16 protein-coding genes are annotated in these 21,908 nt (G+C 41.5%); 8 read left to right on the top strand and 8 right to left on the bottom strand.

Features of this window, described 5'->3' with window-relative positions; translation table 11 throughout:
- Positions 1 to 65: 65 nt before the first annotated feature.
- Positions 66 to 2,099 (top strand): GAF domain-containing sensor histidine kinase, encoded by a 2,034-nt coding sequence (locus RMZ95_RS28495; RefSeq protein ID WP_322684834.1) that lies wholly within the window; start codon positions 66 to 68, stop codon positions 2,097 to 2,099.
- A 190-nt stretch (positions 2,100 to 2,289) separates the two neighbouring features.
- Here the strand turns inward: RMZ95_RS28495 and RMZ95_RS28490 are convergent, their stop codons facing one another.
- The 3 genes from RMZ95_RS28490 to RMZ95_RS28480 all read right to left on the bottom strand — a co-directional run bounded on the left by RMZ95_RS28490 (position 2,290) and on the right by RMZ95_RS28480 (position 4,878).
- Positions 2,290 to 2,913, bottom strand: a complete 624-nt coding sequence (locus tag RMZ95_RS28490) for a hypothetical protein (RefSeq protein WP_322684833.1) — start codon at positions 2,911 to 2,913, stop codon at positions 2,290 to 2,292.
- Positions 2,914 to 3,047: 134 nt separating this feature from the next.
- On the bottom strand, positions 3,048 to 3,878 hold the full coding sequence (locus tag RMZ95_RS28485; protein WP_322684832.1) for a RimK family alpha-L-glutamate ligase: 831 nt from the start codon (positions 3,876 to 3,878) through the stop codon (positions 3,048 to 3,050).
- 118 nt (positions 3,879 to 3,996) lie between these two features.
- Positions 3,997 to 4,878: a hypothetical protein gene (locus tag RMZ95_RS28480; RefSeq protein ID WP_322684831.1), complete on the bottom strand. Its 882-nt coding sequence runs from the start codon at positions 4,876 to 4,878 to the stop codon at positions 3,997 to 3,999.
- Between the two features lie 135 nt (positions 4,879 to 5,013).
- Between RMZ95_RS28480 and RMZ95_RS28475 the strand changes: the two genes are divergently transcribed.
- Both RMZ95_RS28475 and RMZ95_RS28470 read left to right on the top strand, forming a co-directional pair.
- A complete protein-coding gene (locus RMZ95_RS28475) occupies positions 5,014 to 5,931 on the top strand; it encodes a metallophosphoesterase family protein (protein WP_322675208.1) in 918 nt (305 codons plus the stop codon).
- A gap of 4 nt (positions 5,932 to 5,935) precedes the next feature.
- Complete coding sequence (locus RMZ95_RS28470) at positions 5,936 to 6,469, top strand: GAF domain-containing protein (RefSeq protein ID WP_322675209.1); 534 nt, start codon at positions 5,936 to 5,938, stop codon at positions 6,467 to 6,469.
- Positions 6,470 to 6,799: 330 nt separating this feature from the next.
- On the opposite strand, the gene RMZ95_RS28465 is transcribed toward RMZ95_RS28470, so the two are convergent.
- Positions 6,800 to 9,337 (bottom strand): calcium-binding protein, encoded by a 2,538-nt coding sequence (locus RMZ95_RS28465; RefSeq protein ID WP_322684830.1) that lies wholly within the window; start codon positions 9,335 to 9,337, stop codon positions 6,800 to 6,802.
- Positions 9,338 to 9,992: 655 nt separating this feature from the next.
- On the opposite strand from RMZ95_RS28465, the gene RMZ95_RS28460 reads away from it, so the two are divergent.
- Positions 9,993 to 10,286: an antibiotic biosynthesis monooxygenase gene (locus tag RMZ95_RS28460; RefSeq protein WP_322684829.1), complete on the top strand. Its 294-nt coding sequence runs from the start codon at positions 9,993 to 9,995 to the stop codon at positions 10,284 to 10,286.
- Positions 10,287 to 10,850: 564 nt separating this feature from the next.
- On the opposite strand, the gene pcrA is transcribed toward RMZ95_RS28460, so the two are convergent.
- Positions 10,851 to 13,175 carry a DNA helicase PcrA gene (gene pcrA / locus RMZ95_RS28455; protein WP_322685062.1) on the bottom strand — a complete coding sequence of 775 codons (2,325 nt, stop codon included), beginning with the start codon at positions 13,173 to 13,175 and terminating at the stop codon, positions 10,851 to 10,853.
- Positions 13,176 to 13,987: 812 nt separating this feature from the next.
- Here pcrA and RMZ95_RS28450 point away from each other — a divergent pair.
- From RMZ95_RS28450 to RMZ95_RS28440, 3 genes are read left to right on the top strand one after another with little or no spacing between them, the layout of a single operon-like run.
- Positions 13,988 to 14,956: a sodium-dependent bicarbonate transport family permease gene (locus tag RMZ95_RS28450; RefSeq protein ID WP_322685059.1), complete on the top strand. Its 969-nt coding sequence runs from the start codon at positions 13,988 to 13,990 to the stop codon at positions 14,954 to 14,956.
- Positions 14,957 to 14,960: 4 nt separating this feature from the next.
- Positions 14,961 to 15,272: a P-II family nitrogen regulator gene (locus tag RMZ95_RS28445; RefSeq protein ID WP_289799207.1), complete on the top strand. Its 312-nt coding sequence runs from the start codon at positions 14,961 to 14,963 to the stop codon at positions 15,270 to 15,272.
- 28 nt (positions 15,273 to 15,300) lie between these two features.
- Complete coding sequence (locus tag RMZ95_RS28440; RefSeq protein ID WP_322675222.1) at positions 15,301 to 16,002, top strand: carbonic anhydrase; 702 nt, start codon at positions 15,301 to 15,303, stop codon at positions 16,000 to 16,002.
- Positions 16,003 to 16,180: 178 nt separating this feature from the next.
- On the opposite strand, the gene RMZ95_RS28435 is transcribed toward RMZ95_RS28440, so the two are convergent.
- The gene (locus tag RMZ95_RS28435; protein WP_322685060.1) at positions 16,181 to 17,854 is read right to left on the bottom strand and encodes an ATP-binding protein; all 1,674 of its coding nucleotides are present in this window, start codon (positions 17,852 to 17,854) and stop codon (positions 16,181 to 16,183) included.
- A 1,156-nt stretch (positions 17,855 to 19,010) separates the two neighbouring features.
- On the opposite strand from RMZ95_RS28435, the gene RMZ95_RS28430 reads away from it, so the two are divergent.
- Complete coding sequence (locus tag RMZ95_RS28430) at positions 19,011 to 19,448, top strand: CAAD domain-containing protein (protein ID WP_322675214.1); 438 nt, start codon at positions 19,011 to 19,013, stop codon at positions 19,446 to 19,448.
- Between the two features lie 206 nt (positions 19,449 to 19,654).
- Here the strand turns inward: RMZ95_RS28430 and RMZ95_RS28425 are convergent, their stop codons facing one another.
- Positions 19,655 to 20,824: an S-layer homology domain-containing protein gene (locus RMZ95_RS28425; protein WP_322685061.1), complete on the bottom strand. Its 1,170-nt coding sequence runs from the start codon at positions 20,822 to 20,824 to the stop codon at positions 19,655 to 19,657.
- Positions 20,825 to 20,947: 123 nt separating this feature from the next.
- Positions 20,948 to 21,697 carry a Uma2 family endonuclease gene (locus RMZ95_RS28420; RefSeq protein ID WP_322675216.1) on the bottom strand — a complete coding sequence of 250 codons (750 nt, stop codon included), beginning with the start codon at positions 21,695 to 21,697 and terminating at the stop codon, positions 20,948 to 20,950.
- Positions 21,698 to 21,908: the final 211 nt, after the last annotated feature.

Raw genomic sequence — 21,908 nt, 5'->3', positions numbered from 1 at the left:
TTAGTACATAATCAAAACAAACTTTTTTCCCTGGATTGTGCCCTCTCTTACCAAAATGATTGAAAATGCTTAGTTCTCCTGATTTGAGCTTTTCTCGAACCTTGCCTATTGTTGTATTTAATCAGCTTGGGGAGTTGTTAGAACAAATGGCTCAAACGGTGGGAAGTGCCGTTTTGATACTGACAGAAGCTACGTTGGCGCGGATTTACATACCTGTGGAGTGGCAAAGGCAAAGGTTTACATTAGTGGTTTCTGAGCAGTTTAGCGCCCTTTTGGTAGGAACATTTGAGCAAGGAAGCAGGGAAATAGAGGGGCAAGGAATTTACTCAGAAATCAATGCTCAGTTGACGTTTAATTTGGAGGCGATCGCTTCTTTTGTCTGCGAGTTGAGAGACTTGTTTGAGTGCGATTCTTATACTCACCAAAATCTCGAACGCTATCAGCAAATTATTAAACCCAATGATGCCACGCTCCAAAGTCAATTCACGCTGTTGTTATTAGGATATCTCCTAACTCAGCCAAACCAAGAAATAATAGCATCTCCAAGCCCAATTGGGCCAGCAGTTTATATCTGTCAGCCAGTGGAAGATGCTTTAAAAAAACAAATTTCCCAAGAGCAGTTGTTAAACCAGGTAACAACGCAGATCCGCAAAAGCCTAGATTTGCCGGTCATTATGGCAACGGCGATTACACAGGTGCGTGAGTTTTTGGAATTAGACAGATTAGTAATTTATAAATTTGCAGCTTCTCAAGTAAATACTCAACCATACCAGTCTGATACTATTCCATTCAATGAAACGGCACTGACAACAGACATGGAACTATCGGTTAGGGAATCTACCGAAATCTATTTTTCTATACACGAAAACAACGATCGATACTCGCCTTTTATATCAACAAATAATCAACCTCTACTAGGAGACTGCCAAAAGTATGGAGGTTATATTGTCTATGAAGCTCGTGCTACAGATGCTATTACATCGGTGTTGAATTACACGGAAAAAAATTGTTTTATCCGAACCTCTCAGTGTTGGGAGAAGTATCAGCAAGGTTTTACCTTGGCTGTGGATGATGTCGAAAAAACTTATGCTCTAGAAGAATGTTTGTTGAATTTTTTAAGGGAATGCCAAGTTAGGGCTAAGTTAGCTGCACCGATAATGTTTGAGGACAAACTGTGGGGATTGCTGATTGCTCATCAGTGCGATCGCCCATACCAATGGAATGATAGCGAAAAAAGCTTGCTGGTTGCGATCGCAGAACAATTAGCGATCGCTATTCACCAAGCTGAGTTAATGCAAACCCTCACCCAAGAAAAACAAAATCTCGAACAACGAGTTATTGAGCGGACAATGGCCCTGCGTGATGCTCTCCTCGCCGCCGAAGCTGCTAGCCGGATTAGAAGTGAGTTTCTCGCTACTATCAGTCATGAATTGCTCACGCCTTTAACTTATGTGATTGGGATGTCTTCGACGTTATTACGCTGGCCTTTGGGTGAATTGAGCCAACGACAACGGGGTTATCTGCAAACCATCCACGACAGTGGAGAACATTTATTAGCAATGATTAATGACATCCTCGATTTATCGCAAATCGAGGCTGGTAAAACAGCTTTAAATATTTCGGAATTTTCTTTGGTGAATGTTGCCGAGAATGCTGTGAAGTCGCTGCAAAAAAAAGCAGCGAGCGAGCAAATTAATCTCATACTTGATTTGCAAATCGATCCCAGGTGCGATCGCTTTACCGCCGATGCCAAACGAGTAGAACAAATTCTTTGGAATCTGTTAACTAACGCGATTAAATTTACCCCTAAAAGTGGCAGCGTTACCTTACGTCTTTGGGTGGAAGATAATACTGCTATTTTTCAAGTGGAAGACACCGGAATCGGCATTCCCGAAGAACAATTACCATTACTGTTTGAGAAATTTCAGCAACTCGATACACCCTATCGCCGCCGCTACGAAGGTACGGGACTTGGACTAGCTTTAACTAAACAACTCGTGGAACTCCATCGAGGTCGAATTGAAGTAGAATCAACTGTAAGTATCGGCTCGATTTTTACTGTATGGATACCAACTCAGGCAATGAGAGTGGGGAGTTAGAAATTAGGAGTTTGGAGTTTGGAGTTTGGAGTTTGGAGTTTGGAGTTTTACTCTCCAACGCTACAAGGGTTAGGATTAGGGATTAGGTCTGTATTGGACTCAATTGCAAACCGATATATTAGCTAATCAAAGTAGTGAATTTTGGCGTTTATGAAAATATTAGTGTTTTGAATATGTCTTCCTAGAACGCCTATTCTGATTTTAAGACTGCTAAGAGAATTCGCATTAGTTCTTCTAAATCTTCTGGAACTCTATAACTATTAATTGCTAATTCAAAATGTTTGTTTGCTCTATCTAATCTAGCAAACTGCCATATCTTACCTGTAGTTACAGAACCGATCAAAATAGGTTGCTCTGTAATTGCAGGAGATTCTTCCCACTGATCTAACGCTATCATTTCGGCAACTAATTGAGTGAATCCTCTAGTTAAATCTTCATATTTAGCTTCAACTACTAATAATTGATTTGTTTGATAAGTTCTAATTAGATAATCTAAATTTCCCTGAAGTAGATTAGAAACTTTGATGCCAAATTCAATTCTAATCTGAACATTTGTATAATGAATTAACTCTAAAACTACCTTAGATATTATTACTTCTCTTCTTGCCAACTCCGTAGTTAAAGGTACATAAGGCAGTACTTCAATAATTCTATCTCTTAGTTCAGCTAACCTATCTAACTCTCCTTGATATAGGGGTAACATTAAATTAACTAAGACTAACTTATACCCGAAATAATCAGCTAAGTCTTCTGAATAATAACCATTTTCAAAATACTTACTAAAGGTATAATTTTGATTAGGATCTAACTTCACTTGATACACCTCTACTTTCTAAAAACTCTATCTGCTTGCAGTCACACAAGAAGGTTACTACGCGCAGCGTCTCCGACAGGAGAAGGGCTACGCCTACGCTTAAATTCATACTTTAATTATGCAATGTCAATTTTTTATTTTGAGGTTAGGCTAACGAGCATTTTTTCAAAAATTTTCAACACATGCTCCTCTCCATTGTCTCTAATAAAGATGCCAAAATTGGGATGAGAGTTGATTTCAATTAACCAATATTGATTATCTCGATCTAATACGATATCAAAACCACCATAATCAAGGTCTAACTCTTCAAAAACTGGTTGAGCAAAATTAGCAATCTCTGAGAGTATTTGTGGATCGTTAATATACTTGGCTTTCGCACCATCCCAGTGTAGAGGACTGAGATTACCGACAAATTTGGCATCAGTTATATCTTTTTCATAGAGCAAAACTAACTCTTTATTTAAGAAAACTGCTCTATATTCAGATTTGATATGAATAAATTCTTGAGCAAGAGCGACATAATCATACTTATTATTGATATTAAAAATTTCTTTTAAAGCAGTTTCAATTTTATCTATATTCTTACACAAAAAGACATTATGTCCGCTTGCACCGGAGTTTCTTTTAACAATTACTGGTGTTTCAAAGTTTTCTTTTATTTCTAATACGATATCTTGAATAGTTGGAAATTTTAAGTAAATTTGATATTTGGTGTCACAAAAAGGGGAAAGAAAACCCACTGTCCGAGGAAGTTTAACTTTTTTATTTAAAACATGATAAGTATATTCTTTGTCTTTCAGCAGGTGTGCTACTGCTTGATTAAGTAAGGGAGTGCTATAGTTACAAAAATAATGCTGTTTACTATTCAGTTTTATTTTGACTAAGTTTTCCGAAGGATGAAGAATTTCATAGCTGATGTTTAAATTTTCACAAGCTTTCAGCAATAGCGAAATATTGTCTAACATAAATACTTAAAGTTAAACGTCTAAATTACAAATTACGAACTTGTACTGAGTTTCGACTAAGCTCAACTACCGCGTAGCCGTTGGCGCAGCCTCTCGTAGAGAAGTATTAGGAATTATTTTAACTTGCTGTTTGCCGTTTAAAAATTACTATCTCAGTCCCAACAACCGGGTTACGAGCTATCAGCGTATTTTGGGAATCGATAATTTCTAAATGAGTAAAATCAAGTTCTTGAGAGCGTTGTAATATTTCCGCAGCTAGTTTGTCTTGCTGAGATTCATTGAGAGTGTACCAATCGTTACTAATTTTGACAGTCAAGTTACTTGTACGGAAGTTGGCTTGAATTGACTTTATCAGACCAGAGGCAACGCGATCGCTAATTTCAGCTACCTGATTTTCAATAGCCGCAATCAAAGCTTGTTCAGGTGTCAATTCTATGATGGGTGTCGGTGTTGGTGTTGGGATTGGCGTTGGCGTAGGAATTGGTTCTGGTTCTGGTGTTGGTGGGGTAATTTGTGCTTCTGGCGGTGGCGTAATTTCTTCTGGTGGCTGTGGTTCTGGTGCGACTGATTCCGGTGGAGTAGTTATCGTTGGTGTTGGTATCGGAACCTCTTCAACTGGGGGAACAGTTGCTATTTCCGTAGGTTTCCCAGTAAAGATAGTCGTAGTTGTCCAAATGAGAATTACAGCAATTCCAGTCACAATTCCTGTCAAAGCTGTATCTGATAACTTTGTTGACAAATTTGATGGTAAAAACAAGCGGATTGTCCTTAACAATCCACCCCACCGCAACTGAAGCTGCTGAAAAAAACCAGGTTTTTCCTCAGTACCAGGTGGGGGTGGTGTCTCCAGTTTTTCCACAGTTACTTCTAAAACCCCAATCGTCCCTTGGAGAAGTTGGATAATTTTAGCCTTCCAAAATGGCTGAACTCTCTGGTAAGGTTTTTGGGGAGGTTGAGTTACTTGCTTATCCGTCGGTTTTGACTGATTGTCTTGTGACATGGAACTTTCACCAAAAGCAGCGAATCAAAGACAAACAACGTACATTATTACTGGTGCTGCCTTCTTTTGCCTTAATGTATCACTACATTGCACATTGCTTCAGCTAAACTGACTATTTATTAAATTTGGTGAGTTATGAACCTGAAACGCCGTCAATTTTTATTTTTAAGTAGCTTCAGCGCCATTGGTACAGGATTTTTAGCCTGGATGTTTACTCATCAAAATCATCAAAGTGCTGATATTAGCGACTCAACAACAGCTATAGCCGCTAACCCAGCCAAAAAAGACTTGTTATTACGTTTTGTGTCTGTTGCAGATACGGGGACTGGCGCTAAAGGACAGTATGCTGTGGCTAGAGCGATGAATGCGTATCATCAGAAAAATCCTTATGATTTAGTCGTTTTAGCTGGAGACAACATTTACAATAACGGCGAGATTGAGAAAATTAATGCAGTTTTTGAACGTCCCTATCAAGGTTTACTAAAGCTTGGTGTGAAATTTCAGGCTTGTTTAGGTAATCACGATATTCGTACTGAAAATGGCGATCCACAAGTCAAGTATGCTGGCTTTAATATGAAGGGACGTTACTATACATTTAAACGTAATCAAGTACAATTTTTCGCTTTAGATACTAACGGGAATGCTGATTGGAAAAATCAGCTAAGTTGGTTAGAAAAAGAATTAAGTCTTAGTAATGCTCCTTGGAAAGTAGTGTTTGGTCATCATCCGATTTATTCATCGGGTCAGTATGGGAATAATCCAGATTTTATTAAAACTTTTACTCCCCTATTTAAAAAATACGGCGTTCAACTTTACATCAATGGTCACGAGCATAATTATGAACGCACTCGTGCTATTGATGGGACAACTTATTTAATTTGTGGTGCGGGTGCTGGTAATCGTCCTGTAGGGCGTTCTGAGTGGACAGGATATTCTACCAGTGACTTAAGTTTTGCTTCTTATGAAGTGTATAAAGATAGAATAGAAATAAGTGCGATCGCTACTAATAATCGCGTTTTTGATAAAGGGATTATTCAATTAAAATCAGCTTAGTTATATGACTCAGCAAGAACTTCCTTCTGCACTCAAAAATATTGTTGAATCATCTCAAACACCAGATGCTATATTTTCTGCACTGTTACCAGTTATAGGCGATTTTTTACAGTCTGATAGATGTTTTCTATATCTGCACAATCCACAAAATGACCTTGGTAGAGTTGCCTTTTGTTGGATTCGTACTCCAGATGTACCTACTGTTTATAATGAAGAATGGGCAACACAACCCCCATCTGTAACAGATGAAGATCCGATGTTTGCTGCTGCGCTACGTGCTAAACCTTCAATCTTTGTAGAAGATGTAGAAACAGCTGATTCTCAGGTTTTAAATCGGGAATTTGAACAGAAGTATTTTGGACATCGTGCCCTTATTCATGCCCATATCTGCCAGGATGGGCAACTCTGGGGAATTTTACAACCATGTATTTTTGGTCATCCCAGAATTTGGACTGAATATGAACGAGTAGTGATTAATAATCTTGTCGAAAAAATTACGCCTATTGCAGTTTCTTATGTAAAGTCTGCTTTTGATTAGTGTTAGCACTTAAATTTCTCGATTGAAGTGGTAGTTTTTGTTTTTCCCACTCATGCAAATTTATGATTCATACTCTTGACAAAATCTCCAAGAGATCGAATGAAACAGCCCTGCCTTATTTTCAAGGCAGGTTTATGAATGAGCAGAACAATCAAAATTATCGTTCACAAAGTCGTTACTGACCGTCCTGCACGCAGGGAACCACGAGTGAGTTCAAAAACGCCGCCCCAAAGCCTACCCCTTCATGACAAAACCTCGACAAGAATTACGGAAACAACTGCAAACTTCTTAATTGGCAACTGTTTCCGCTTTTCTTAGTACGATTTGTCTTTAGGCTACAGTGACTCCTAGCGTATAGGAACCAGCATTAAAATAGCCAGAACTGAAAGTCCCGCCATTTTGAGGGAAGTAATCATAATCACTTACTGAAATGGAGTAAGTACCTGCCCCTAGTGAAGCGGTGATTGATTGAGAACTACTGGAACTCTGTAAGTTACCGGCACTATTAAATAGGCCGAGAACTGGATAGTTATTGTTATAAGTCGGCGTGTTGATAGTCACAGTTCCTGGGTTGGCTAAAGAAAATGTGAAAAAGTCGAAATCAGGCTTGTTCCCTGGAAGCGTTGCCAGTTGAGCAGAGGTATTAACTTCTGAACCTAATGTTAAAGTACCTAGCTTCTCAGCAGTAGCTAGTGTGTTATTTGTCCCTTGTCCAGCATCTTCTTTCTCGTAGAACAGGAAGTCGTCACTATCAAGCTTCAAAGGCGATGCTTGCACAACACCAATGAGTTCATCTAGCTCTCCTGAGTTGTCCAAAAATACCCTTGTATCGGCTCCCACAGTCTGCAAGCGATAGTCTCCCACTGTTCCTTTAAGCTGGATTGCATCTTCGTTGGAGTTGAAGCCACTGATGGTAGCGTAGTCTGCTAAACCACTACTTCCACTGTTGTTATCGTCATAGAAGACATTAGTAGCATCTCCAAGTAAGAACTTATCTTCCCCAGGCCCTCCAGTTAGGGTATCAACCTCCCCTAATCCAGGAGAATCAGAACCATTAGTATCAACGCCTATGAAGACATCATTTCCAGGCCCCCCAAGGAGAATGTCATTGCCGACGCCGCCACCGAGGGTGTCATTGCCTTCTCCTCCTTCGACTTGGTCATTGCCAGCCCCGCCAAACAGGCTGTCATTCCCATCCTCGCCCAAGACGAGGTCATTACCTTCCTGACCATCAAGAAAGTCATCGCTATCTCCACCAAGCAAGGTGTCATTGCCGCCTCTGCCAAAAAGGGTATCACTGCTGCCTGCTCCAATCAGGGAGTCGCTAAAACTAGAACCAAAGACTTGCTCGATATTGAACAGGACATCATTGCCATCTCCCCCACTGGCAGTTCCAGCGCTAAGGTCAACGGTGACTCCAGCAGTGGCATTTGAATAGTCAGCAGTATTAATGCCAGTCCCACCAAAGAGTTGGTCATCCCCGCCTCCACCTTGGAGTTGGTCATCGCCATCCCCACCAAGCAAGGCGTCATTGCCGTTGCCGCCTAGCAGGGTATCATTGCCTTCTCTACTAATGAGGTTGTCATTCCCGTCCTCACCATTGAGAAAGTCATTGCCAGCCCCACCAAGCAGGATGTCAATGCCGCTACCGCCAAGCAGGGAGTCATTGCCGTACCCGCCATTGATAAAGTCGTCGTTAGCCCCGCCAAGGAGGGTGTCATTGCCGTTATCGCCAAAGAGGCGGTCATTACCAGCCTCACCATTGACAAAGTCATTCCCGTCCCCACCACTGATGAAGAAGTCATTGGCAGCTCCGCCAAGGATGGTGTCATTGAACCTAGAACCAACGACTCTTTCAATCTCCAACAGGACATCACTCCTGCCCTGCCCTGTAGCGGTTCCAGTGGCAAGGTTAATCGTGACTCCGGAAGTGGCACTGAAATAATCAACAGTATCAACACCAATTCCACCCAAGATTTGGTTATTGCCAGTCCCACCACGCAAGGTGTCATCGCCAGCCCCACCACGGACAGTATCGTCGCCTTCTTCGCCATCAAGCAGGTCATTGCCAACTCCACCATCAAGCAGGTCATTGCCACCTCTACCAAAGAGGGAATCATTACCGCGCCCGCCAATTAGAAAGTCTTTGAAACCAGAACCAAAGACTTGTTCGATATTAAACAGGACATCATTCCCAGCCCCTCCATTGGCGGTTCCAGTCGCCAGGTTGACGGTGACACCGGCAGTGCTATTTGAATAGTCAGCAGTATCATTGCCAGTCCCACCAAAGATTTTGTCATCCCCGTCCCCTCCTTCTAGTCGGTCATGGCCAGCCCCGCCAAGGAGGGTGTCATCGCCAGCCTGACCAATCAAGTTGTCATCGCCATTCTCGCCATCAATCTGGTCATCGCCAGCCCCGCCATTGAGCGTGTCAACCCCTTCCCCACCAAAGAGTTGGTCTTTACCGTCTTCTCCAGCGAGTCGGTCATTTCCGTCCCCGCCTTCAATAAGGTCATTGCCAGATCCAGCAAGGAAAGCATCATTACCGAACCCACCAAGCAGGGTGTCGTCACCGCCTTTGCCAAGGAGTTGATCGTCCCCATCCTCGCCATCGAGAAGGTCATTGCTAGATCCACCAAGGAGGACATCATCGCCCGACCCACCAAGTAGGGTGTTCTCGCCGTCCTCACCATTGAGAAGGTCATTGCCGTCCTCGCCATTAAGCGAGTCATTGCCAGCCCCACCCAAGAGGTCATCATTGCCCCCCCGACCAAAGAGGTTATCATCACCGCCCTGACCAAGGATAGCGTCATTCTCAAACGTGCCAATTAGAGTGTTATTGCTGTTGTCTCCAATAATGTCTGCCATATTAATCCCCTCGGTTATAAGTTTGATTCAGAGATATTCGCTGGCAGAGGTGTCATCTATGAGTAACCCTGCCAGCGGGGAAAACCCTAGATAGGTAGTTCAAAGAAATGCAACATCTACTTAGACTGGTTTCGTAACCGCTTAATAATCCGGGGTAAATCGCTCAGTGACAAGGCTCAAATGGCGTAAACTCGTTCCTGAACTGGTAGTTCGCCCCGATTTATTGAGCGGTTACTTTCATCTTTTGTATTTAAAGTAAAACAAAAGCCTGTATATCTCAAATTCTTCATTAAAAATTAAGCCAATCTAAAAAAAAATCAACCTAACTAAGCCAATTGTCTTGAGAATCTGTTTCTTGAAATAAGATTTCAATTGTTACAGTTTAAAGTTTGTGCTACTTTTTGCACTACTTTGCACTACATTGAAATAGTATATAACACAATGTAGTTCAAATACGAGTTAAGACTAGGTTAAGGCTAGATTTTTTGGTAAAATTTAATTGCGATAAAATATTGAGAAGACATATTTCACCGCACAGCAAAGCTTAAAAACTTTGCTATGAAAGAGTTACAGGAAAATGCTTTTGTCACAAAAAAACGGCATTGAGCCAAGATAGCAATAGCGTTGGCGAAATATTACTTAACATAGAAATTTTATGATTCTTGAGGCAGTTATTGTTCATGTCAAACCTGGTCTAGAATTTGATTTTGAAACTACTTTCAAAAAAGCTTCTAAAATTATTTCCTCAATGGACGGATATTTATCCCATGAATTGCATAAATGTATAGAAGTCAACGGGAAATACTTATTACTTGTCAGATGGGAAACTTTAGAATCTCATACTGTTGGATTTAGAAGTTCTGCTGAGTATCAAGAGTGGAAAAAACTTCTGCATCATTTTTATGAGCCATTTCCCACTGTTGAACACTTTGAAGAAATTGAAATATGAAAAACAATAAGTTATAAAAACTCATCCTTTGATAAGTTCAGAAGAAGCTGGAGTTAATACAACTTAAACTCAACTTATAAATGTTGGTGTTTTAGTTACAAATAACTCGCTCTTAGATAAGTAAAACTAAAGTTGGATTTAATCAACTTAATGATTAATTATAAGAAGTTCAGAAATGATAAGTCAAATAGAAGTTTTAGTTAAGAAAACTTCTATTTGACTTATTAATGAACAAGTTTTAGTTAGTCCAGCACGTTCTGGAGTTACAAATAAACAAGTTTTAGTTAGTCCAGCATGTTCTGGAGCTATAAATGCTTGTTCTGTAGCAACGCACCATCAAAATATAGTCTATCTGGTCGTTTATATACCCCTTATACCAATTCAATTAATGATTGCAACACATCCTTGGGTAAAGACGCGACGCCAGTCGCTACAACGGGGAGGCAGCGCGGTCTTGGGGGTTCCCCCCATGAGCGACTGCCGTGGGAACCCCCGCAACGCGCTGGCTCATGAATCGCGTCTCTACAAATGGTCTATTTGTCGCATTCTTTTTTCAACTTGGTATTACTCTACTCGTTGCAGCTGTGCTACTCTGGGGTCAACAATTTTTTGTCCTAAGCTAGAAAATTTAATTGCTACAGACATCTTATTACCCGTTCCGAAAACATGAGTGATTTCACCAAGACCAAAAGTTTTGTGTAATACTCGATCGCCTACTTGCCAATTCTGCTTCGTGTCTTGCTTTCCATTCGGAGTAGAGGCACTTTTGGTATAACTTTGGCGACTCAGGCGTTGAGTAGTTAGTAATTCTTCTGGCAATTCGTCGAGAAATTGCGATCGCACAGCAGGTTCGCGAGAACCATATAAACGACGTTCCCGCGCGTGTGATAAATATAACCTTTCTTGGGCGCGAGTAATCCCTACATAACACAGGCGGCGTTCTTCTTCCAAAGATGCGGGGTCACTTAGCGAACGAAAGCCAGGAAATAGTCCTTGTTCTAATCCCACCAGAAACACTACAGGAAATTCCAAACCTTTGGAAGCGTGTAAAGTCATTAAAGAAACGGCTGTTTGCCCTTCTTTTAAGTTATCTAAATCGGAACTGAGGGCAGCACTATTGAGAAAGTCTCGCAAGGAAATTTCTTCGTTTTCTTCTTGAAATTGCAGCGCAGCGTTGTAAAGTTCCTGAACGTTTTGTACCCGATCTGTGGCTTCATCTGTGCCTTGATTCATCAAGTCTTGAACGTAACCAGAGTCTTCTAATATTCCTTGCAAAACCTCTGTAACCGGAAGCGTGGCGACTTGTCCTTGCCAACGGCTAATCATTTCGGCAAAGTTATTTACAGCTTTTGTCGCCCGTCCAGCTAATGTATTAACTGATGTTTCATCGCTGAGTATTTCCCACAAAGTTGTTCCTAGTTGCCCAGATGCGTTTACCAAAGCGTCAATAGTGGTTTTGCCAATTCCCCGCCGGGGAGTATTGATGACTCGTAATAAACTGACTGTATCAGCTGGGTTAGCGATCGCTCTTAAATAAGCAACTACATCTTTAATTTCTTTGCGATCGTAAAATCTCATTCCTCCTACAACTGTGTAAGGAATTTGATATTTCACCAACAATTCTTCAAAGGGGCGAGATTGGGCATTTGTCCGATAAAGTATGGCAAAACTACCCCAGTCTAACTCTGGATTTTGGTTTTTTAAAGTGCTAATTTGATTAATTACAAATGCTGCTTCTGCAAGTTCTTCATCGGCTTTGTGACAAGTAATCTGCTCACCCGTCCCCCGCGTCGCCTTCAGAACTTTATCAATCCGTTGGGTGTTATTTTCAATCAGTTCATTAGCCGCTTGTAAAATGTTTTCACAAGAACGATAGTTTTCTTCTAGCTTAACCATCGTTCGGGTGTCATCATCTACCAAACCATCGCCAAAGTCTTCCTGAAATCCTAGCAAGATGGTGAAATCTGCCATCCGAAAGCTGTAAATTGATTGGTCTGCATCACCGACAACAAAAACTGAGCGATTTTCCCATTCCCATTCGCTCTTTCTGGTTTCGCCATTAGTAACCAATAAATTAATCAGTTGATATTGAGTACGGTTAGTATCCTGATATTCATCTACGAGGATATGACGAAATTTGCGATGCCAATAACCCAATACCTGCTCGTTTTGTTGAAATAATCTCGTAGGTACAAGAATCAGATCGTCAAAGTCAAGAGCGTTGTTTTGTGCTAACTTATCTTGATATAAATTGTAAACTTGGGCTATTACCCGTCCGCGATAATTGGGTTGATCTCGCTCAAATTCTTGGGGTGATAAACCTTGGTTTTTAGCGTTACTAATAGCGTAGCGGACAGAGCGGGCGTCAAACTTCTTATCGTCTAAATTTAGCTCTTTATTAACGATTTCTTTGATCAGACTGATTACATCTGATTCATCAAAAATAGAAAAATTACGATTCCACTTGCGTCCTTTTTCGTCTACGTATTTTTCAATATCAAAGCGGAGAATGCGAGAAAATAGACTGTGGAAAGTGCCACACCATAAGTCTTTGATTGTGTTTTTGTAAACTTGCGATCGCAGTAGTGTTTGTTGGTATTCTGTCAACAAATCCAATCGCTGACCGTGTTGTTTCATCGCCAGTTGTTCGGCAAACAGCCGTTGAATCCGTTCTTTCATCTCCCGCGCGGCTTTATTCGTAAAAGTAACCGCCAGGATATTTTCTGGATCGACACGGTGTTTCAGAATTAGATTTGCAATGCGATAAGTCAGCGCTCGTGTTTTACCGGAACCTGCGCCAGCAACAACTAGCAATGGGCCGCAGTAGTGTTCGACAGCTTGACGTTGGCTGGGGTTAAGGTGACTGAGAAAGTCGATGGTTGTTGTCATAGATGTGAAAAAGCGATGTCTCCGACGGTCACTGAGCGCAGCCGAAGTGCGGGCTACGCCTACGCCTGGGGTCACATCAATAGAAAGTCGCTATTGCCCAGATTACAACATCCTAACGAAACTTGGTCAATCGATTTTGGATTTTAGATTTACAATTTTGGATTAACCCCGCTTGACTTCGGTCGGGGCTTGGGGATTGAAGAAAAGACGATTTTAGATTTGTTCCGCCCACAAGGGGCGGGGCTATAAAGATTGGGGGCTAACTGACTGTGTTAGCTTTGCAGTGATGATACAGGAGGGGATTACTCAAGCTTTTACATCCGATCGGTATTTTGAGCAAGCAGGATTTACAAAACTGTTGTAAATTAAAAAATACTGGGATTTTGACAACGTTTGTGTCGTAGCAATTTATGAATTGTCCCTACAATACGTTAACTTTTCTACGTGGATAAGTTAGCGACCAATTATTCCTGCGCGTTCTGTCGTAAAATCAGCGACGGGGAATCAAACATCAAAATATGATGAGCAAGCTCTAACTTGTTCTGTTGTCAACAGTAGGGGCAATTAAATTAATAAATTGCCCCAATATGTTTTTCTGGGGACATGACAATGTTTCCTAGACCGTGGTTTATTTGCTTGAAAAACGCTGTAATACCTAACTGAAAGTATAGTCACCAATAAGACTATTCACTCTTTGAGTACCCAATTGACATTAGGTAACAATACACGATACATCATCATTGAACCGTTAAATTTTTAAAGATGAAAAATTTCTTTAATTGCAAGTTTTACCAGTATAAAGAGGGGTGGATATGGATTTTAGCTTAATTGTATCCAACATTTTGAATCCGCCAATCTTGTTTTTCTTTTTAGGCATGACTGCTGTTTTTGTCAAGTCTGATTTGGAAATTCCCCCACCAGTACCCAAACTCCTTTCGTTGTATTTGCTGTTTGCAATTGGTTTTAAGGGAGGGGTAGAACTAATCAAAAGTGGACTGAATCAGGAAGTAATTCTAACACTCGTGGCAGCAATGATGATGGCTTGCCTTGTTCCAATTTACACCTTTTTTATCCTAAAGGTGAAACTGGATACTTACGATGCTGCGGCGATCGCAGCAACCTACGGTTCTATCAGTGCCGTCACTTTCATCACTGCCGGTGCTTTTCTCACAGAGCTTGGTATTCATTATGATGGTTACATGGTAGCAGCTCTTGCCCTGATGGAATCTCCGGCAATCATTGTTGGTCTGATCTTGGTGAGTATATTCACTGCCGATGAAAAGCGAGAATTTGCTTGGTCGGAAGTTTTGCAAGAAGCATTTCTTAATAGTTCAGTTTTTCTCCTAGTCGGTAGCCTCTTTATCGGTGTCTTGACAGGAGAACGTGGTTGGCACGTATTGGAACCCTTTACCCAAGGGTTGTTTTATGGCATTCTCACCTTCTTTTTATTGGATATGGGACTGGTGGCTGCCAGAAGAATTAAAGACTTGCAAAAAACCGGAGTTTTCCTGATTTTATTTGCCATACTAATTCCAATACTCAATGCAGCCATTGGGTTAGCGATCGCCAAATTCATCGGTATGCCTCAGGGAAATTCGCTGCTATTCGCTGTATTGTGTGCCAGCGCTTCTTACATTGCTGTGCCTGCGGCGATGCGGATGACTGTTCCCGAAGCAAATCCCAGCCTATATGTTTCTACCGCTCTAGCAGTCACATTTCCGTTCAATATTATTGTGGGAATTCCGCTATATCTCTACGGAATTAACCTATTCTGGAGGTAATAATATGCACGTAGTTAAAAAGATAGAAATTATCGCCAACTCCTTTGAGCTTGCCAAAATTTTAGATAATTTAGACAAGTCAGGTGTACATAACCATGCCGTCATTAGAAATGTTGTTGGTAAAGGATTACGAGGAACAACAGAAGATTTAGACATGACCATGCTTGATAATGTTTACATTCTCGCGTTTTGTATGCCAGAAGAACTCAAGCGTGTTGTCGAAAATATCAGACCACTCCTAAATAAATTCGGAGGTACTTGTTACGTTTCCGATGTGATGGAAATTCGCTCTGTCAGATGTATCGCGTCTCTGTAAGAGAGTTATAAATTCAATGAAACATTTCATGGAACGTCGTGACTTTTTGAAGTTAGGAATGACCGGGGCCTTTGGGATGATGCTAACTGCCAGCGATTTACTCTGGCGGGTAGAACAGGCTAAAGCTGCCGAAATCCCCTCAACTTCCCCTGAATCTCTCAGTCCCGATGCAGCATTGCAAAAGCTGATTGACGGAAATCAGCGCTTTGTCGCTCATCATCCCCAATACCCCGATCAATCTGAGCTGCGGTTGCACGAAGTTGCTCAAGCTCAACATCCATTTGCAACTATTCTTAGTTGTGCGGATTCACGAGTACCCGCAGAAATTGTTTTCGATCAAGGCATTGGGGACATTTTTGATGTTCGGATTGCCGGCAATATTGCCACACATGAAGCGATCGGCAGTATTGAATATGCAGTTGTCTTATTAAATTCTCCACTGCTGATGGTGATGGGCCATGAGCGTTGTGGCGCAGTAACCGCAGCTGTCCAAAACGAATCGTTACTCGGTGATATTAGTACTTTTGTGAAGGCAATTAAGCCAGCAGTAGAAAAAGTCAAAAGTCAGTCTGGTGATGCAGTTGAAAACGCTGTGGTGGCAAATGTGCAATATCAAATTGAACGATTGAAGCGCTCAAAGCTTTTAACTGAGCAGGTGGAGTCAGGCAAATTAAAAATTGTCGGAGGACGTTACGACTTGGATACAGGGAGGGTGAGTATCATTACTTAATTCACTGGATGAGGGAGCAGAGGGGGAGAGAGGCAGGGGAGCAGGGGAGCAGGGGAGCGGGGAGATGAGGGAGATGAGGGGACAAGGGGACAAGGAGATAAACAAAACTCCTAACTTTTAACTCTTAACTCCTAACTCCTAACTCAGCACTCCTAATGCCCAATGCCCAATGCCCCATTCAATCCTGCACAGTCATTGGCAGACGAATAGTGAAAGTAGAGCCAATTCCTGGCTGACTTTTGACAATAATTTCACCACCCATCATCTGGCAAAAGTGGCGGCTAATTGCCAACCCCAATCCCGTACCTCCATACTTTTTCGTAGTTGAAGTATCACCTTGTGTAAAAGGTTGAAATAACTGCTGCTGTTGACGGTTAGACATACCGATACCTGTGTCGGTAACGGTGAAAATAATGCTGCCTAAAGGAGCATCCAGCCGGACTTCATCTTTTTCTCTTTTGACTGTCAGCATTATCTTACCGTTTGTAGTGAACTTACTAGCGTTACTTAGTAAGTTTAATAACACCTGCCGCATCCTGGTTTGATCGGCATACATGGTGCCAAGTTGCTCATCAAAATCCACTTCTAAAACATTGGCATTTTTTTCTATAGCTGGCTTGACTGTGAGAACAACGTTATGAATTAGCGTTGCAATCTCGAATGTCTCAGGATACAGGGTCATTTTCCCTGCTTCGATTTTTGACAAGTCGAGGATTTCGTTAATCAAGTGCAGTAGATGCTTACCAGCAGCGTTAATTGTTTCTAAGTCGGTGATAAAGTCTGGCGATAAACCAAGATCCGTAGCGTCGTCTTCTAGTAGTTGGCTTAAGCCAATGACAGCATTTAATGGTGTGCGTAATTCGTGGCTGACATTGGCCAAAAATATGCTTTTTGCTTTGCTAGCAGCTTCGGCTAATTCTTTAGCTTGTTGTAGTTCTTTTGTTCGCTCAGATACGCGCTCAATCAGACGATTTAGAGATTTGGCGAGTAGGCCAATTTCATCTTCAGTGGTAACAGGCGCTCGCAAATCAAAATTATGTTTCCTGGCAACTTGTTCAGCTACTTGGGTTACAGTGATCACTGGTTCAGCGATCGCTCGACTAGTACGCCAAGCTACAATAGCTGCGATCGCTACCGAAACCAGCATACTCACGATCACGATGAATCGCTCAACTATTCTCGCCTGCTCAACGGCTTTTTGCCTTTCTTGCTCTTGTTCTTGGGCAGTTTGCAGGATGTTAGTCAAGCTTTGAGAAAGCTGGTCTAACTGCATGGCTGTTTCACCACGCATTATTGTTAATAACTGCGATCGGGCCGAAGAAATCTTCTGAGGCTGCACTTTTGGGGAGTCAATTTTCTGTAAGACAACCTCGATTTGGTCAACGTAGGCTTTTAAATTAGTCTTATAATCCAGCAATAAGGTCTGTAAAGTCGAACTTGTTGCTGCTAGTCTTTTAGGTTTAGTATCGAGAAATCCGCCAATTTTTGACTCTAGTTGCTTGGCTTTTTCAACATTCTTCAGAAAATCAGCTTTTTTGTTTTGCAGTTGTTGTGAATTTTCTAATACAGCAACTAGGTTATAACTATGTAATTGCGCTCCTACTACGGCATCTTTATAATTACTCAGTAGTTGTCCTTGTTCATAAGCTTGATTGAATTGTCTAACTTCCCTTCCTCGGTAGTAATTAGCAATCACTAACCCAGTCAGTGAGCCAAAAAAGCCAATTCCAATAGCTACAAAGTACCCATAACCAATTTTTTGATGGATACGCCAAGAACTAGCTTTGAGTTTCCCTCGTGAAGGAAATTCTATAGTTGGGAGTTCGTCTGTCGATGGCTCTTCGGCTGACACTTTTTTGCTTTTTGAACTGCTGTATATAGGGGTTGGCTTTTGAGGAAAGCATTTCTCAAACCTCCTTGCCTTCCTGCAAAAATAATCAAATTAGTTTAGATTGTCAAAATATCTTAATTAGTCATTAACATCTACATTATCTTCTTTTATCGCAAGAGCAAATCATTGCTTGCTAGATAATTAGTACCACCTTAAATTATATAAGTAAATTTTCCAACTGTTTATCTAAGTATAATTACTATAAAAATAACTTACTTTTTTTAGGATCGATGATATAGTTTCCTCCACCAAAGACCCACCTGAGAGCGTCTTCTCCTGACTACACTACTTTCCACAATATGCGGTTGATAGCAAGCAATGAGTTATTGCGATCGCCTAAGCCACTACTCTACCTTACTGCTTCCTTATAAAATTAATACAATCAGGAAAAAAAAACAAAAGGTTTGATACTTATTGGAAATTGGGGATGGGAAGAAGCAGAGGTGCAAAGGGGCATTAGGAGTGCTGAGTAATGAGTAATGAGTTAGGAGTTAAGAGTTAGGAGTTAAGAGTTAGGAGTTAGGAGTTTTGTTTATCTCCTTGTCCCCTTGTCCCCTTGTCCCCTTGTCCCCTCATCTCCCCGCTCCCCTGCTCCCCTGCTCCCATATTCAGGCACACCTATCATAAAACAGGTCAAAAGTCTAGTCTATATGGACGGGCAAAAATTTTTATTACGTATTAATATCAATACGAATGCGTGAATTGACGAACGCGGCTTAAGATAGCTTTAATATCGGATAAAATCGGCTTCTAGGCTTATATAAATGAGAAGTAGAGTGATTTTTGCATAATCTGTACTTAGATTTAGTACGATTATGAGCAAATGACACGGAATGGGATAATCACAACCTGAAGATTCCGGTTGATTCCAAAAATAGAACTCAGGAAGTTGATTATAATACATCCTGCTGCTCTGTGAGTTCTATCCTCCTACTGACTGTCTATCTTGTAGTTGATGCAGTAGATAGTATGGGGCAACTATGGTTATAGGACACTAAAACTTTTTGTGCCTTTCACCAAATTGTACTGATTCCCAAGTACATTACCTAATCAACAACCCTTTGGTTGTAATTATCCAGATTAGAAAAACTCAACTGTCAAATTAATAGGAGTGAAAATGCCAGAACAAGAATTTACCGAAACCCAATCTAAAGAGACTACAGTGGCAGAGATCAACAGCCAAACGGGAACCATCACCAAACTCCAGCCTCCGGCACAGCCTCAAGACGAATGGGTAAAATACGGGGAGCAAATTTCTACCTTTTTAGCAACATTACCAGATTATCTGGGAAGCTTCTTTAATCAATATAAGCAACCCCTGGTAACAGTTGGTTTAATTGTAGGATCGATTGTTGCCGTTAAAGTACTCTTGGCAATATTAGATGCTTTGAATGATATCCCTTTGGTAGCACCTACTTTTGAGCTGATCGGTATTGGTTACTCTGCCTGGTTTGTTTACCGTTATTTACTCAAAGCCTCAACCAGGAAAGAGTTAACGAGTGAAATCACCACTCTTAAATCACAAGTTGTCGGCAAACAAATTCCAGAAGCTTAATATCTAATTATCGCTTCTCTATGAGACGCTACGCGTAGCATACTCCTGTCTAGAAGTACACCTAATTCCAAATGACTGAAGTCTGAACGCCGATTTTCAGCGTTCAGACTTCTCTCGAAGTTTCTTACGAAGTTTATTAACACTACGACCTCTAAAGGTCGCTTTCTCAAACCTTGGTTTAATTACGAATTACTAATTAGTAATTATTATTGAGGCGAACCTGCGGTGGGCAATTTACCCTTTGGGTTTGGTTTTGGAGTCTGTGGAAGTTCTGGAGATATTTTGGGCGATGCCTGGGTTGGGCTATCCCTACGCACTATATTCGGAGATGTAATTGCCGCCAGTTTGCCCCGTTTGACTAAAGCTTGATGAATCATCGCCGCCACTTCCGCCCGACTAGCTACTTTGTTGGGATCGAGGACTTGGGGATTTGGGTAGTTAACTACCAGGCCATTGGTTGTAGCGGCAGCGATTTTACCGGCAGCATAAGGTGGAATATCTTTAGCATCTTTATAGAAACTGATAATCTGATTTGGGGAAGTGGGTGCTTTCAAATTCAACCCACTGACAAGGGCAACTAAAACTTGCACTCGTGAAATATTTTGTTGTGGTTTGAAGGTTTTTTTCGGGTAGCCTTTGAGAAAACCCGCACTGATGGCTTGGTCAATTGCTGAAGTTGCCCAGAATTTTGTTGGTACATCTTGAAATGCGATCGCAGTCTTAGATGGTTCTTGGTCAAAAGCTTTTTCTAGTATGGCAGCAAATTCGGCGCGGTTTACAGGCTGATTTGGTCTAAAAGAATAATCAGGAAACCCTTTGAGAATCCCACGGGCAGAAAGAACGTCTATAAAACGCCTACCCCAAAAGTCATTAGGCACATCGTTAAATGCAATTGGCGGTGGAATGATTGATTTTGGTTTTGCCGGAGTTACTAAAGGCAACGCTGATGATTTGAGTGATGACTCAAGTTCTGTTGCAGGAGATATAGGTCTTTGTGGTTGTGGGGATTGAGTTGGGATTACCAGAATAGATGGTAACATTGCGCGGTAAGGAGTTGCGCTGTTAGTTGGGAATGAAGGTGTCTTGGGTTCTACAACAGCTTCAGGTGAAGAATAGGGCAAAACGTTGTTGGGGACTGTATAAGGTTCTACCTTGGCAGTAGGAGAGGGCAATACTTGATTTGGTTGAACGCTAGGAGATGGAGTAGAGGAAGGCAACAGCAGTCCGTTTAAGTTCCAGCTAGAATCTCTGCGGGACAATGACCAAAAAAGAATCGCTCCGATAGTGGTGAAGGCAACCAAAATGGCTATAAATTCATCAAAGCCAAGGGCAGTTTTTGGGGATGACTCTGGTTCGGAAGGAGGTCTATTTGTCATCGTGATTACCCTGCTAGCAGTAAAATTTGTGTCTAAACAAATTAAGCCACAGATGACTCTTTTACACCAGCCCTTTTTTAATTCGTAATTCGTAATTCGTAATTCGTAATTTGTAGTACGGTATTAGATTTCTGGTTCAACGCCAAGCGATCGCAATTGGGCAGCTAGGCGATCGGCTCTTTGGGATTCTTGTTCGGCTCTTTGGGATTCTTGTTCGGCTCTTTCATCGCCACTCAACAACAAATTCCCTTGTAAATCCCACCAACGCAACCAGGGTAATTCCACATTCTGATATTTTCCCTGCCATAAGCCTAATTCAACACCCAAAGCAACTATAGGATAATGTCCTCGTTCATTTGCTGGTAAAATCTGATACTGTCCTTCAATTAGATGATAAACTTCTAGGCTGGCTTTACTCGCTTCATAAATGCCGTAGAAGGCAGGACGAATCACCTGCTCATAAATCCAAAATTTACCCTTCAAAGGAGTTTTATCTCGTTCTTCACTACCGTCCCCAGAGACAAATTCTAAGACAATCAATGGGGCAATAAACTCTCGCCACATCACATAAGAACGTCGGGTTTGCCCATTGAGCAAAAACGGTACATTCGGGACATAAAACCAATCTGGTGCTTCCGCGCCTTTTTCAAGGGGATCGGTCAAGCGCCAGTAAATGCCTAAGTCCTGCCCTATACAGTATTCACCTTCAGGATTTAATTGCTTGAGAATCGGTGTAATTGAGTCAGTTAGTAGAAGGCTTTGGGGATGTTCTTGCCAATTTTTCACGAACGTACCATTGGACTCAGGAAGCTGGGTATGATCGGGGAAGGGGAAAGGAGCCAGAGCATTGGGTGGATCGGTTACAGAAGTCATAACGCTACCTTTGCACTTTTGGTAAAGGTTATTTTTAAGTTTAGCTTGCGTAGGCGTAGCCCGCACTTCGGCTGCGCTCAGTGACCGTCGTAGACATCGCTTTCTCAATATTCTCCACCCAGATTATAAATTGCCCGCCAATTACTTCCAGTTGCCTGATATCATGTCCGGATGATCGCTTACGATAAAGCTAGGAAGTAAAAATATGACT

Source organism: Nostoc sp. DedQUE07, assembly GCF_034530975.2.
Lineage (GTDB): Bacteria > Cyanobacteriota > Cyanobacteriia > Cyanobacteriales > Nostocaceae > Nostoc.
Note: the sequence above shows the minus strand (reverse complement) of the source record. Positions and strands in the feature narration are given on the sequence as shown.

Bases quoted from the DNA above. Each gene is read 5' to 3' on its own strand.
- RMZ95_RS28460 (WP_322684829.1), top strand. From the start codon at position 9,993: ATGATTCTTGAGGCAGTTATTGTTCATGTCAAACCTGGTCTAGAATTT.
- RMZ95_RS28495 (WP_322684834.1), top strand. From the start codon at position 66: ATGCTTAGTTCTCCTGATTTGAGCTTTTCTCGAACCTTGCCTATTGTT.
- RMZ95_RS28430 (WP_322675214.1), top strand. From the start codon at position 19,011: ATGCCAGAACAAGAATTTACCGAAACCCAATCTAAAGAGACTACAGTG.
- RMZ95_RS28485 (WP_322684832.1), bottom strand. From the start codon at position 3,878: ATGTTAGACAATATTTCGCTATTGCTGAAAGCTTGTGAAAATTTAAAC.
- RMZ95_RS28480 (WP_322684831.1), bottom strand. From the start codon at position 4,878: ATGTCACAAGACAATCAGTCAAAACCGACGGATAAGCAAGTAACTCAA.
- pcrA (WP_322685062.1), bottom strand. From the start codon at position 13,175: ATGACAACAACCATCGACTTTCTCAGTCACCTTAACCCCAGCCAACGT.
- RMZ95_RS28475 (WP_322675208.1), top strand. From the start codon at position 5,014: ATGAACCTGAAACGCCGTCAATTTTTATTTTTAAGTAGCTTCAGCGCC.
- RMZ95_RS28445 (WP_289799207.1), top strand. From the start codon at position 14,961: ATGCACGTAGTTAAAAAGATAGAAATTATCGCCAACTCCTTTGAGCTT.
- RMZ95_RS28440 (WP_322675222.1), top strand. From the start codon at position 15,301: ATGGAACGTCGTGACTTTTTGAAGTTAGGAATGACCGGGGCCTTTGGG.
- RMZ95_RS28450 (WP_322685059.1), top strand. From the start codon at position 13,988: ATGGATTTTAGCTTAATTGTATCCAACATTTTGAATCCGCCAATCTTG.
- RMZ95_RS28425 (WP_322685061.1), bottom strand. From the start codon at position 20,824: ATGACAAATAGACCTCCTTCCGAACCAGAGTCATCCCCAAAAACTGCC.
- RMZ95_RS28420 (WP_322675216.1), bottom strand. From the start codon at position 21,697: ATGACTTCTGTAACCGATCCACCCAATGCTCTGGCTCCTTTCCCCTTC.
- RMZ95_RS28470 (WP_322675209.1), top strand. From the start codon at position 5,936: ATGACTCAGCAAGAACTTCCTTCTGCACTCAAAAATATTGTTGAATCA.
- RMZ95_RS28465 (WP_322684830.1), bottom strand. From the start codon at position 9,337: ATGGCAGACATTATTGGAGACAACAGCAATAACACTCTAATTGGCACG.